General features: G+C 64.8%; 11 protein-coding genes and 1 pseudogene. 5 read left to right on the top strand and 7 right to left on the bottom strand.

The window, feature by feature from the left end; genetic code table 11:
• Positions 1-20: 20 nt before the first annotated feature.
• The 4 genes from AC50YM_RS17435 to benA form a co-directional block, all read right to left on the bottom strand.
• Complete coding sequence (locus tag AC50YM_RS17435; protein ID WP_494958204.1) at positions 21-848, bottom strand: 1,6-dihydroxycyclohexa-2,4-diene-1-carboxylate dehydrogenase; 828 nt, start codon at positions 846-848, stop codon at positions 21-23.
• The gene (benC, locus tag AC50YM_RS17430) at positions 848-2422 is read right to left on the bottom strand and encodes a benzoate 1,2-dioxygenase electron transfer component BenC (protein WP_494958203.1); all 1575 of its coding nucleotides are present in this window, start codon (positions 2420-2422) and stop codon (positions 848-850) included. Before benC ends, AC50YM_RS17435 begins: the two co-directional genes overlap by 1 nt.
• Before the next feature lie 126 nt (positions 2423-2548).
• Positions 2549-3085, bottom strand: a complete 537-nt coding sequence (gene benB, locus AC50YM_RS17425) for a benzoate 1,2-dioxygenase small subunit (protein ID WP_494958226.1) — start codon at positions 3083-3085, stop codon at positions 2549-2551.
• A gap of 41 nt (positions 3086-3126) precedes the next feature.
• Positions 3127-4509: a benzoate 1,2-dioxygenase large subunit gene (gene benA / locus AC50YM_RS17420; RefSeq protein ID WP_494958202.1), complete on the bottom strand. Its 1383-nt coding sequence runs from the start codon at positions 4507-4509 to the stop codon at positions 3127-3129.
• 722 nt (positions 4510-5231) lie between these two features.
• Between benA and AC50YM_RS17415 the strand changes: the two genes are divergently transcribed.
• Positions 5232-6419 carry a TerC family protein gene (locus tag AC50YM_RS17415; protein ID WP_494958201.1) on the top strand — a complete coding sequence of 396 codons (1188 nt, stop codon included), beginning with the start codon at positions 5232-5234 and terminating at the stop codon, positions 6417-6419.
• 167 nt (positions 6420-6586) lie between these two features.
• Here AC50YM_RS17415 and AC50YM_RS17410 read toward each other — a convergent pair whose 3' ends face one another.
• Both AC50YM_RS17410 and AC50YM_RS17405 read right to left on the bottom strand, forming a co-directional pair.
• Positions 6587-7510, bottom strand: a complete 924-nt coding sequence (locus tag AC50YM_RS17410) for a 5'-3' exonuclease (protein WP_494958225.1) — start codon at positions 7508-7510, stop codon at positions 6587-6589.
• Positions 7511-7633: 123 nt separating this feature from the next.
• Positions 7634-8563 carry a M23 family metallopeptidase gene (locus AC50YM_RS17405; RefSeq protein ID WP_494958200.1) on the bottom strand — a complete coding sequence of 310 codons (930 nt, stop codon included), beginning with the start codon at positions 8561-8563 and terminating at the stop codon, positions 7634-7636.
• Positions 8564-9567: 1004 nt separating this feature from the next.
• On the opposite strand from AC50YM_RS17405, the gene AC50YM_RS17400 reads away from it, so the two are divergent.
• Both AC50YM_RS17400 and arfB read left to right on the top strand, forming a co-directional pair.
• Positions 9568-10743 carry a cytochrome P450 gene (locus tag AC50YM_RS17400; protein ID WP_494958199.1) on the top strand — a complete coding sequence of 392 codons (1176 nt, stop codon included), beginning with the start codon at positions 9568-9570 and terminating at the stop codon, positions 10741-10743.
• A gap of 51 nt (positions 10744-10794) precedes the next feature.
• Positions 10795-11217, top strand: coding sequence for an alternative ribosome rescue aminoacyl-tRNA hydrolase ArfB (arfB, locus tag AC50YM_RS17395; RefSeq protein ID WP_494958198.1), 423 nt, complete (start codon positions 10795-10797; stop codon positions 11215-11217).
• Between the two features lies 1 nt (position 11218).
• Here the strand turns inward: arfB and AC50YM_RS17390 are convergent.
• Positions 11219-11389, bottom strand: a pseudogene (locus tag AC50YM_RS17390) (3-oxoadipyl-CoA thiolase); the annotation flags it as partial.
• On the opposite strand from AC50YM_RS17390, the gene AC50YM_RS17385 reads away from it, so the two are divergent.
• Together AC50YM_RS17385 and AC50YM_RS17380 are read left to right on the top strand one after the other, a co-directional pair.
• Positions 11369-12856 (top strand): AAA-type ATPase lid domain-containing protein, encoded by a 1488-nt coding sequence (locus tag AC50YM_RS17385; RefSeq protein WP_494958197.1) that lies wholly within the window; start codon positions 11369-11371, stop codon positions 12854-12856. The pseudogene AC50YM_RS17390 and the gene AC50YM_RS17385 sit on opposite strands and share 21 nt — an antisense overlap.
• Positions 12846-12986 carry an SDR family oxidoreductase gene (locus AC50YM_RS17380; RefSeq protein ID WP_494958196.1) on the top strand — a complete coding sequence of 47 codons (141 nt, stop codon included), beginning with the start codon at positions 12846-12848 and terminating at the stop codon, positions 12984-12986. Before AC50YM_RS17385 ends, AC50YM_RS17380 begins: the two co-directional genes overlap by 11 nt.
• The last annotated feature ends 213 nt before the right edge of the window (positions 12987-13199 follow it).

The raw sequence follows: 13199 nt of genomic DNA, 5'->3' as shown, positions 1-13199 counted from the left end.
GGGCTTCCCTCACACCGACATCAGCCCAGGTCCCCGCCGGCCACCGGGAGAATGCTACCCGTGACATAGGACGCCTCGTCGGAGGCGAGAAACACGATCGGAGCGGCCTGCTCATCGAGGGTGCCATAGCGCTTCATGAAGGAGGACTGGACCGTCTGGTCCACGATCGTCTGATACCACGCCTTCTCGGTGGGAGAATCCGCCCCCGGCCCGCGCTTGACCTTTCTTGGCGGAGCATCAGTGCCGCCGGGGGCGGTAGCGACCACGCGGACGCCGCGTTCCCCAACCTCCATGGCCAAAGACTGCGTCAGCGCGTTGACACCCCCCTTCGCAGCGGCGTACGGGACTCGGTTCATTCCGCGGGTGGCCACGGAGGAGACGTTGACAATGGTGCCGGAGCCCTGATCCAGCATGGTCGGCAGCACTGCACGGCACGACCAGAGGGTCGGGAAGAGCGAGCGGCGAATTTCCCTCTCGATTTGTTCCTCGTCGTATTCCTCGTAAGGGCGGGCCCAAATGGTGCCGCCCACGTTGTTGACGAGCACATCCACGCGCCCATAAGCGGCCAGTGCGCCGTCTACCGCCTGCTGTGCTCCGGTGAACGTTTCCAGGTCAGCGGTCACCGAAGTGGCGGTCCCCCCCGAGCCGGACCTCTGCGCCTCGTCCTGAATCCCGCGGGCAACCTCGTGCACAAGTTCGGCCTGGTCCACGAGGACGACCGAACCCCCCTCGGCCCCGATCCGCTCCGCTACTTTTTGCCCGATGCCCTGGGCTGAACCCGTCACTATCGCCACCTTTCCGGCGAAGCGGCCCGGTGTGACGAACGGCCCGGTGGTCGGCGCCGCCATCAAGAACCAGCCTCCACGGCGTCGATCGCCCCGGACATGGTTTCCTTGGCGTCACGGGTGTGAGCCATGATGACCTGACGTGCGCCCTCCTTATCACGGCGCTCGAACGCTTCCACGACGTCGAGGTGGTCCTGTGAGACGCGCGCAAAAATTTCAGTACCTTTCTCGAAAGTTGCCGCCATCTGGGCATGGACATCGAGCCGTCGGTAGGACTCCAGGAGCATGGGGTTGCTGCAGATCAAGAAGAGGTACTCGTGGAACGCCTCGTTGGTCTGCACGTACTCTTCGGGGTCCTGAACGGTGCCTGCCTCCACGGAGCGGGTGGTGGCCTCCGCGAGCCGGCGGAACTGCTGGAGTTGCTCATCACTGAGGCGACCGAGCATCAGCTCGGTAACTGCGAGCTCCAGGCCCATACGGGCTTCCAGATGCGCGAAGCTGTCTTCCTTGCCGAAATCCAGCCGACCGGTCTCCATGGAGGAGATGGCCCGTGAGCGGGAGATCTTGTCGCCCTCGGTCTCGATCTGCTGCACGGGGACCGGGGCGCCCGTCTCGGCGTCACCCCCGGTGGTCTCCTTGGGGGCGAAACGCTCGAAGTAGAAGTTGGCCGGTTGAATACCCTCAGTGTCCAGCCACGTTGAGACAGCGTTGACCATGGGAGGCGGCCCGCACAGGTAGATGTCGACCTCGCCGTCGTTGATGTGGGAGGGCTCGATGATCTGGGTAACGTAGCCGGTGTGCGGGGCGGAGGTGCCCGGCTCGGACGCGATGTAGTCCCACGTGAAGTTCGGCAGCTTGGCTTCGTAGGCACGAAGCCAATCCAGCCCGACGATGTCCGCCTCACGGGCGACGCCGTAAATCAGATGGACCGGAGTGGCCGGCGGGTTCCCGGAAAGTTTCTCCAGGATTGACAGGAGCGGGGCCAGGCCGGTGCCGCCGGCTAGCAGGAGCAGGGGGCGCTTCGGCTCGCGCAGGAAGAACGATCCGTAGGGACCAGTGAAGTCAAGGACGTCACCCACGGCCGCCCGGTCGCGAAGGTACTCGGACATGGCGCCCTGCGGGGTTATGCGCACCATGAACGAGGCATGGTCAGAATCAGGGCCGCTGCTAAAGGAGTAGGAACGCTCGGCGTCCGTTCCCGGCACCTTGAGGTTGACATACTGGCCAGGCAGAAACGCCAGGTCCTCCCGGGTCTGCACCTCCAGCGTGAAGGAGATGGTGGATTCCGAGTGCTTGTTGAGCTCTCTAATGGTGGACGTGAACGTGGCGGCGGAAGTCTTGGCGGATTCCGAGGTGGCCGGAATCTGAATGGTCAGGTCAGACTCGGGGACAGCCTGGCAGGTGAGCATGTATCCCTTCTCGAGTTCCGCCTCGGTCATGGCGTCGTCGATGAAGTCTCCCGGATCGAAGGAGCCGGAGTCACAGAACGCCTTGCACGTGCCGCACGCCCCGTCCCGGCAGTCCGAGGGTATGTTGATGCGCGCCTTGTAGGCAGCATCCATGACGGTCTCGTAGTCGCCGACCTTGATGACCTTGGTGACGCCATCCTCGAAGCTAAGGGCTACCTGGTGGCCCATGATTTCCTCCTGGCTGGGGTCGCGTCCTCGCGACCCCAAAAGTAAGTGCGGTGTGCTCGAGTGAGCAGTATTGTCGGAAAAGACCGCGGAACGCGCCCGCCGGGGCGGGCGCGTTCTGCGAGTCCGTCAGATCATGTAGACATCCACCACGTGGTGGATGTAGTCGTTCTTCAGGATGACCTTCTTTTTGAGGATCACCGGCGCATCGCCTGAGAGATCAATCGTGTAGAAGCTCGTGCCGAAGTATGTGTCAGTCGTGTCGTAGCGGAAGTACAGGGTGAACCAGTTGAAGCGAACCTTCACCTGATCGCCGTCGTGCTCCACGACTTCGATGTCCGTGATGTTATGCCCGGTGCGGGGCTCGGGCAGCGACGTGGCCGAGGACCGGTCGGTCTTGATGCGGAACACGCGGTCCTCGATGCCGCCGCGGTTGTCGTAGTAGATCAGCGAAATCTCGTTCTGGGGGTCCTCGGTGAGACGGCCGTCGACGTCCCACGCCGGCATCCAGTATTCGGAGTCCGGGTGGTAGCACTCAAGCCACTCGTCGAACTGGCGTTCATCCAGCAAGCGGGCTTCCCTGTAGAGGAATGCCCGGACGGTCTCCAGGGTCGCGATCTCCTCGGCGGTCTTCAACGCCGTCAGGGGGTTCAGCAGGTTGGCCATAATGTTCAGCACGCTCTCTCTTGGATTCGAAGTGGTCTCGGTCAGGCGGTGACGGGAACGGATTCCAGGGAGGAGCGTTCCTTCTCCGCGAGAGCCTTGTCCATGACTTCCTTCCAGTACCCGTGTTGGATCGGGTAGAGCCCCTCGTCCTCAGTGCGCACGCCTGAGGCGATCACCCGGGTCATGCCAAGCGCCTGAGCCTGCTCGTCCGGGCCGGAGATCTCGTGGGTGGAGCCGCGCGTCATATCGTTCCACGGGGCCGTGGTCGCCCAGTAGGTCTTGTTGCACGAGCGGAATTCCTCAAGGTCATCGGGCGTGGCCATGCCGGTCGCGTTGAAGAAGTCCTCGTACTGGCGGATGCGCTTGGAGCGGTTTTCCTGCGACTCACCCTTCGGGGCGATGCAGTAGATCGTGACCTCCGTCTGGTCCGCGGAGATAGGGCGGAAGTGGCGGATTTGCGAGGAGAACTGGTCCATGATGTAGACGTTGGGGTACAGGCACAGGTTGCGCGAGATGTTGATCATGAAGTTGGCCATTTCTTCGCCGTATTTCTCCACGAGCTCGGTCCGGCGGTCCCACAGCGGACGGTCCTGCGGGTTGGTCCACTCCTGCCACAGCAGGAGGTGTCCGTGGTCATAGGAATAGAAGCCTCCCTTGACCTTGCCCCATTTGCCGGCGTCCATGGCCTTGGTCTTGTTGGCGGAGTCACCGGAGTTCCGGCGGGCCGTAGTTGCCGCATAGTTCCAGTGCACGGCGGTGACGTGGTAGCCGTCGGCCCCGTTCTCAGCCTGGACCTTCCAGTTGCCGTCATAGGTGTAGGTCGAAGACCCGCGCAGAACCTCAAGCCCTTCGGGGGACTGGTCCACGATCGAATCGATCACCTTGGTGGCGTCACCCAAATGCTCTTCCAGCGGGAGGACGTCCGCGCTCAGGGAGCCGAACAGGAAGCCGCGGTAGGAATCGAAACGGGCGACCTTGGTGAGGTCGTGCGAGCCTTCCTTGTTAAAGGTCTCCGGATATCCGGCGTTGCGCGAGTCCTTGACTTTCAGAAGCTCCCCGGAGTTCTTGAACGTCCAGCCGTGGAACGGGCACGTAAAAGTGGTTCGGTTATCGGTCTTGCGACGGCACAGCATCGCACCGCGGTGCGAGCAGGCGTTGACGAGGCAATTGATCTTCTCTTCCTTGTCCCGCGTGATAACAACGGGAGTGCGGCCGATATAGGTGGTGAAGTAGTCGCCGACATTGGGGACCTGGGATTCGTGGGCGAGATAGACCCAGTTGCCTTCGAAGATGTGTTTCATCTCGAGCTCGAATATGTCCTGATCGGTGAAGATCTCGCGCTTGGCACGGATGACGCCATTTTCACGATCATCAATCACGGCGTCGGCAAGGACTTCGCGGACATGGTTCAGGTTCTCGGTCATGACCTGCTCCTTCGTTGGAGAGTGTGCTGGTACGGCTTGGTCGGGCGGTCCGGGAACCAGGCTCCAGCCCAAGCGGCAGAGGGTATACGTGCCATTCTCTATCCCCGTGAGCGTCCTCACATCAGGCAAAACCCCAGTAACGACCAAGGGTTCACTTATAAGCGCCAGGGACATGAAACGAAGGATTACATCGAGACGCAGCGCCCAATGGAGTGCCGGAGTGGAGTTAGGTTTCAGGAGACGGCCAACCAGACCCATGACAAGCCGCCTCCCAAGTCCTGCCGCCGGGCATACTGCCCACCGCCGTCGCCCTGCGGTCAGGGCGGCGCCCGATCATCGCCGTCGGACGCTCACTCCTCCGCCGGGAACGGTGGTCTGAAAGGGACATCGGAACGAGCCTGCGGTAGCCAACGTTCTGTAGCCGGTTGTGCCTGCTGGCAGCAGCAGAAACGCCCTCCCGGCGCTAACGGGCGGGCGCTTCCCGCTTCCCGACCGCCGCAGCCTTGCCGCCCCAGGGGTCCGAGGCCGTTTCGAACCGACCGGCGGATTCGCCTCGGGCCGCAATCCCGGTTAGAGTGAACGTGCGTAGGGGAGTATTCCGAAGCGCTGTATCCGTCAACACGTCAGGCACCGTTGCCTGGCCGGGTGCAGCGGCCAGCCGGACGGCGGGCGGAGAGACTTATGAGGCTCGCTGCTACCCACCTTACGAAAGCAGGAACACCTTGACTGTTTCTCCCCTGATCTGGGGCATCACCATTGTGGCCATTCTGGCCCTCCTGGCCTTTGACTACTTCTTCCATATCCGCAAGGCCCACGTCCCCACGCTGAAGGAAGCGGCCTTCTGGTCCGCCCTCTATGTGGGCATCGCCGTCATCTTCGGCATTCTCCTTCTGATCTTCGGCGGCCCGGTTATGGGCTCGGAGTATTTCGCCGGGTACATCACCGAGAAGGCGCTTTCGGTGGACAACCTGTTTGTCTTCCTGATCATCATCGCCAGCTTCCGCGTTCCACGCGAGGACCAGCAAAAGGTGCTGCTCTTCGGCATTGTGTTCGCGCTTATTGCCCGCACCGGCTTTATTTTCCTCGGCGCGGCACTGATCAATTCCTTCGCCTGGATCTTCTACGCCTTCGGTTTGATCCTGCTGATCACGGCCGGCAACCTGCTCAAGCCCGAACCCGACGGCGACGACACGGCTGACAACTTCATCATCCGTCTGGCCCGCAGGATCTTCCACACCACCGAGCATTACGACGGCGACAAGCTGTTCACCATGCAGAACGGCAAAAAGGTCCTGACCCCGATGCTGCTGGTCATGGTGGCCATCGGCGGTACCGACATCCTGTTCGCGCTTGACTCGATCCCGGCCATCTTCGGCCTGACCCAGAACGTCTACATCGTCTTCACCGCCACGGCATTCTCGCTGATGGGCCTGCGCCAGTTGTACTTCCTGATCGACGGCCTGCTGGACCGGCTGATCTACCTGGCCTACGGGCTGGCGGCCATCCTGGCCTTTATCGGCGTCAAGCTGATCCTGCACGCCCTCCATGAGAACAACCTGCCGTTCGTCAACGGCGGCCAGGCGGTCCCGGTCGTGGAGATCAGCACGGGCCTGTCCCTGACAGTCATCATTGGCGCCCTGGTCATTACCGTCGTGGCATCGCTGCTGAGCAAGGCAGGCAAGGCACAGACCGCGATCAACAATGCCCGCCGGCACGCCGTCAGCTACCTTGACCTGGAATACACCGCGGACCCCGCCGAGCGCGAGCGGATTTACAACGCCCTGCTGGAGGAAGAACGGCAGATCGAACAGATGGAGCCGAAGTACCGGAACAAGGCCAAGGACGTGGACACGATCCGCGCCGAGGTGGCCGAGGCGCACCGCCAGCACGAGCAGTATCTGGCCCGCTAGCCGGCAGCACTCCGGATCGAATCCCATCCCGGGAATGATCCAGGAGTCCGGAAATTAGTCGCCGGTGCAGGGGCGGAGACCGCCCCTGCACCGGCCTTTCCGTGTGTCGGTGGAGCCCTCCGGTCCCGTCAAGCAGAACCGGCGGCAGCGACCCAGCGGCGCTCCCCTCAAGGATGCCGGTCAAACGCTTCGAGGAGTCTCCTCACGGAGCCACCGAGGTTCCATTCTGTCGCGAGGCGCTCAAGGTCTGCGCGCGCGTCGCCGACAATAGGGTGAAGTTGCGCGCCCGCCTCCTCGAGCGTCGGCAGCTCGAGGTCGCGCACGATCCGCACGACAGTGGGCGCCACTGACAGGTAGTCCTCCGCCGCGGCGAGCTTTGTCCGCACGGATGCGGACAGCGCGCTGCCGGCGTCCGCCGCCGCGGCGAGCAGCCCGTCGAGCGTGCCGTACTCCCCCAGCAGCGACGCCGCGGTTTTCTCCCCGATGCCGGCGACGCCCGGCAGGCCGTCGGAGGCATCGCCGCGCAGGGTCGCGTAGTCGGCATACTGCTCGGGCAGCACCCGGTACTTGCCGACGACGACGGCGTCGGTCAGGACTTCGAGGTTTCTCATGCCGCGCGCCGTGTAGATCACCCGCACCTGGCGGGCGTCGTCGACGACCTGGAATAGATCGCGGTCGCCCGTCACGACGTCGACGGGAAGCTCGGCGTGGCTGGCATACGTGCCAACGACGTCGTCGGCCTCATGTTCCACGGCCCCCACGACGGCGATGCCCGCGAGTTCGAGCACCCGGCGGATCATCGGAATCTGTACCACGAGCGCCTCCGGCACAACTTCGACGTCGGGGGCACCCGCAACCTCCGCAGCGACCCGATGGGACTTGTACGTTGGCATGAGATCCACCCGCCACTGCGGACGCCAGTCGTCATCCCAGCACGCGACGAGGTGGGTGGCGTCGTAGTCAGTCGTGAGGCGGGCGATCATGTCGAGGAGGCCGCGAACGGCGTTCACGGGCGTCCCGTCGGCGCGACGGATCGTGTCGGGAAGGCCGTAGAAGGCACGGAAGTACAGCGACGCGGTGTCGAGCAGCATCAGGCGGGGCATAAACGATCCTGACACGGATGCCCGCGCCCGCGGTGGACCTTCGCGGTTTGTGTCGTCACTGATTGGTCAGGGCCGGCGAAGCAGCCCCGATCGCACGCGGATTCTGAATCCTCAGGCGGCCGGCATCACGGTCACGGGCGCCTCCGAACCGGAGGGCGCCTCCCCCGGGGCAGGCTCGATTGCCGGGTCCACGGGGCCCCGCGGGACCGGAAGGTCCCCAGGACTGGGCGGGACCGGCGGATCGGGCGGCACCGGCGGGTCAGGCGGGACCGGCGGGTCAGGCGGGACCGGCGGATCAGGCGGGACCGGCGGGTCAGACGGGACCGGCGGGTCAGGCGGGACCGGCGGATCGGGCGGCACCGGCGGGTCAGGCGGCACCGGCGGGTCAGGCGGGACCGGCGGATCAGGCGGGACCGGCGGATCAGGCGGCACCGGCGGATCAGGCGGCACCGGCGGATCAGGCGGCACCGGCGGATCAGGCGGCACCGGCGGCAACGGGTCCCTTGGATCCGGCGGGATCCGGGGATCTCTTGGATCAGGCGGCGGTTTGGTCACCGGGGCCTCGTTGTCGCCTCCAGTGACGTTGCGTTTGCCGGCGTCCGTTAACGGAACTGCCCAGACCGGAGGGTGGTCCGCTGGGGTGCCGTGGCCTGGTTCGAATCTCAATGCGGGGAGGTCATCGAGCCGGTCCAATTGGGCGACTGGCAGGAGCGTCCAATTGAGGGGATTCGTGTGTATCCCCTTGACGATTGTTTCGAAATGCAGGTGGCATCCCGTGGACGACCCGGTCGTGCCGACACGCGCCACGACCTCACCGACCTTCACAGACTGGCCCTGTTTGACGGCGCTGGATTCTACATGGTTGTAAGTTGTGACGATCCCGTTGCCATGATCGATTTCCACACGATTACCGCCGCCCCAGGCATGCCATCCAACTGCCCGGGCCACGCCTGCGTCGGCGGAGTAGACACGGGTGCCGCACGGCGCCCCGAAGTCCTGCCCCCAGTGAAATTCCCCAGCAGCGCCACTGAGTGGATTCATTCGGAGTCCAAAGTGCGACGTCGGATTTAGAACTTCCAGCGGCGCAAGCAGGGCCCCTGCGAAGGGGCGCACGAGTTCATGCGAGGCCACGGTCATTTTTCGGGTACCGTCCGCTGCGATGGTCTCAACGATGACCCGGTCAAAAGAGAGCAGACCAGCAGGGTCCGCGACCACGGGAGGAGATTCTCCTGGCGTCAGGGGCCGGGTCCCTGGGTTACCGGTCGGCTCCGCGGACTTTGCCGTGACGGCTAGCCGCTGGGCAGAAACCGTCGCAGCTGCGGGGGTCGGTGGGGGAACCGGAGGCCACGACGCCCGGAAATCCAGGACCACCAGCAGAACTAAGGCCAGGAATGCAACCGACGACGGCCGTCGGGGCAAACACCCCAGCGGCAGGTCGAAGAACCCTCTTTCTTGGCGTTTGGACACAAGCTGTCTCACCCGGACCCTGCTACTGTCGTTGAATTAAATCTTCGAGGCCCATGCTGTGAAAAGGACGCCCAAAGGGGCAGGTGGAGGGGCACTGCGGGCAAACAGGCGGGGTATGGGCGCGGAGTGGACGGACACCCGGGGCTAGGTTGCCGCGGCGGCCCCCTCATCGTTAGGGCAGCGAACCGTGGACATCGGCGCGTTTCGTGCGGGCCCATGCCAATGGCCGGCGGTCCCCCGGTCTGGCGCCAATCGTGGACGGCGATGAGAACTTCGGCGACCGATAATGCTGCTCCGATTATTGCGGCGGTTGTCCCCTCGTCCCGTGCGGCGGCCTCATCCCGGACCTGAAGCGACCGGACCCCCTGTATCAGGAGCTCGATGAACGGCGGAATCTCTCGGCCGGGATGGAGCACCTCGAAATTCTCCGGGTGAGGAACCTCCATGGAAGCGCAAACCTTGCCTGATGACGCGAGGAGCGGGCGTCGGATAAAATCAGGGTCCCACGGTCCACCAACCCGATGCCCCGACGCTTCGGCCTGACCGATAAATCGCCGGGCTGAGCAGAGAGGCCAGCCATGGACTTCGTCCCGGCCAACGAGCACCCGCTGGATCCCTTTCCCCATTACGAGCGAATGCGGGATGCCGCGCCCGTCTATCACGATGAATCATCTGGCAGTTGGCATGTTTTCCGTTATGACGACGTACAGCGGGTGCTGTCCGAACATGCCAGGTTCTCCTCACGGATGGGCGGCGACGACCCCTCCGAGACAGGCCGGCTGTTCGCCGAGAGCCTGATCACCACCGACCCGCCCCGGCACCGGAAATTACGCTCCCTGGTGACCCAAGCGTTCACACCAAAGGCTGTGGACGCTCTGGCTCCCCGGATCGCAGCGCTCACGGGCGAGCTGCTGGAGGGGATCGCGTCCTTCGGAACAGCGGACCTGATCAGGGAGCTTGCCTACCCGCTGCCGGTCATCGTCATCTCGGAACTGATGGGCATACCTGCGGAGGACCGTGACCGCTTCAAGCAGTGGTCCGACGTCATCGTCAGCCAGACGCGGGCCGGTTCCGCGAACGAGGACCACCACGCCACCAACGCGGAGATGACCGAGTACTTCCTGAACCTGATTGACCAGCGTCGGAGCAAGCCCGGCCATGATTTGATCAGCAATCTGCTCTCCGCCGAGATTGACGGGCAGAAACTGAGCGTGGTCGAGCTCCTGGGCTTCTGCAGCCTGCTGCTCGTCGCCGGCAATGAAACAACCACCAATCTCATCGGCAACGCGGTTCTCTGCTTCGCTGAACTTCCCGGCACCATCGACCGGTTGCTCAAAGAGCCGTCACTGCTCCCGCAGGCCATCGAAGAAGTACTCCGCTTTCGGTCACCCGTTCAGTCCATGTACCGGGTGGCGGTTGAGGACACGACGCTCAGCGACGTTCCGATACCGGCCGGCGCGCCGCTGGTGGCCTGGATCGGCTCCGCGAACCGCGACGAGCGGCAATTCAAGCGTCCTGCCCAGTTCGACATCGAGCGTGATCAGATCCGGCATCTGGCGTTCGGCCACGGCATTCACTTCTGCCTCGGCGCCCCGCTGGCACGACTTGAAGCACGGATCGCGCTGGGGGCACTCCTGTCCCGGCTGCCTGGACTGACCGTCGCCCCGGAATCCAGCCTCGAACGGATGGACAGCACGATTGTCTACGGCCTGAAGTCGCTCCCGACCAGCTGGCACGTCCGGCAGCCCTCATGAACCCGGCAACGCCCCGGCTGCTGTTGGACGCATCCGTGTAAGACTTGGCGCATGGACTTGGAGGTGTCGCCGGCGCTCACGATTCCCGCGTCGGAACTGCGCTGGAGGTTCTCGCGTTCCTCCGGGCCCGGCGGTCAGCACGTGAACACCTCGGACAGCCGTGCCGAGCTCTCCTGGAACGTCGCCGCGTCGGCTGTGCTCTCCGACGAACAGCGGACGATGTTAATCACCCGGCTCGCACGCCGCCTCATCTCCGGAGTGATCACCGTGACCGCCTCCGAGCGTCGTTCCCAGCTCCGCAACCGCGAGCTCGCCTTGGACAAACTCGCCGAACTCATCACCGGGGGCTTGGCCCCGGATGCGCCCAACCGCCGCCCGACAAAGCCCACGCGGGGATCGGACCGGCGGCGGTTGGCCACCAAGCAACAGCGCTCAGCAACCAAACGGCAGCGGCAGCGGCCGGCCGCCGAGTAGTTCAGCCCTTCGTTGCGGTGACGTTTTCGAGGACGACGGCGAGGCCCTGGCCGACGCCGATGCAGATCGCGGCGACGCCCCAGCGCTGCCCGGAGGCCTGCAGGGACCGGGCCAGGGTGCCGAGGATCCGGCCGCCGGAGGCGCCGAGGGGGTGGCCCATCGCGATGGCCCCGCGCGCGCACGGCGGGCGGTTCGACGAGTCCAACGCTGCCGAAGGATTCAGTTTTGCGGAGCGTGCTGTCGGCACCAACGGGCTTGGCACCCCCTCGAGAGACGCCAGGCCGTGTCTGTCAGGGGAGCCGAGCATTTCAACGAGGCACTCGCAACCCTGGCCTGCGCCGGGGCACCCATCATGCATCCCGTCACGCGCCGGGTGATCGGATCCATTTCCTTCGCGTGCGACACCGGCCTGGACAATCCGCTCATGCTGGCCATGTCCCGGGAAGCCAGCAGCCAGATTGAACGTCGCTTGCTCGATCTGGGCAGCGCCACGGGACTCGCCCTCGGGATGTCGAAACTGCGGCTGAGCTCCTCGAAGGGCCCCGTGATCATGCTGGACGCCCAGGCTGTGATGACCAACGTCTCCGGGCTGGCCGTCATGAGCAGCGAACTGCACACCACCCTGTGGGAACAACCCCGGGGTCTGGAATGGACCGACGCCAAACAAACGACCGAAATCCCGTCCCTTAACGTGGATGCCACGGTCCAGCGGCTTGACGATTCCGGCGGGAGTTCTGCCTTCGCCCTGGAGCTCTCCCGAATTCCGGATGCCCCGGGCGTTCCGCCGAAAGCCGAGGCCGGGGCGCCCGACAGCGATTCGCCGGGCGTGGGGGCAATGTTTCCGCACGTCATGCGGAGTGCTTTTGGCCGGGCAGGTCAGGGACCGGGGACGATCGCCGTCTGCGGTCAGGGCGGCTCGGGCAAGCTCCACCACACGCTCGCCTGGCTCAACGGGCAGGACTCCGGTCCCAATCCGCTGATCCTCGACGCCTGCCCGCTTCCCGGCGATAAGGAGGCCACGTGGTTCTCCGCTTCCCGCGAGGCCATCGCAGAAGGCCGAACCGTTGTCCTGCGGCACCTTGAGGACCTTCCCCGCAGCGAGCTGAACAGACTCAAGGCCCTGGACGCGGAGGTTCGCCAGCAGCCGGCCGGGCTGCCGGCGGGCGGCCGGCCGAACGGCACAACACCGAACGGCACAACACGGAACCACGACGCGGCCACGCGGTCACCTGCCCGGCTGGTGCTCACCATGAACCCCGAGGCCTGCCCGGACTTTGTCGCCGACGCGGTCGCCCAAATCGCCGCCCGCGTGACTGTGCCTTCGCTGTCCGAGTCCAAGGAACGGATCCCTTTGCTGGCGGCACTGTTTCTGGACGCGGCCGCGCCCGCAGAGAGATCCACGCTCTCGGCCGTGGCACTTCAGGGACTCATGCGCTGGCGCTGGCCAGGAAACGTCGCCGAACTGCGAGCCACCCTCGAGTCACTCGGGCGGGCGCATCCCGGACGCGTGCTGCAGGCCAATGACCTCCCGGAACATCTCAGGAACACGGGCAGGCGCCAACTGTCCAAACTCGAGTCCCTTGAGCGCGACGCGATCGTGGCCGCCCTCGAACAAAGAGAACAGATGGATGGAACTTAACGCGGCACTGCCGTACGGCCGATCCGCGACCCCGGCGGAAATCGCCAGCGCAGTAGTGTTCCTGGCATCCCCGAGGTCGGGATATACCAACGGAACTATCCTGACCATCGACGGCGCCCCGGCCTCCTGACAGAACGACCCCCGACAATCCCGCTGGGCCACACCCGGATTGCCTACGTGGCCGGTCCCGTTACCTCCCAGTCCAGCACACGGCGCTGGTCCGCCCCGTCGGAGGCGGCAGAGGAGCGCGGCGTGGAAGTCCGCAGTTTGGAACCGCTCCCGCCTGACACGTAGGGCCCAAGACACAGTCCGGCGCGGCAACCGCGGGCGCCGCCGTGCCCAG

The sequence above is a fragment of the Pseudarthrobacter sp. RHLT1-30-1 genome, from assembly GCF_059383415.1.
This window is presented reverse-complemented; position numbering and strand designations above follow the sequence as displayed.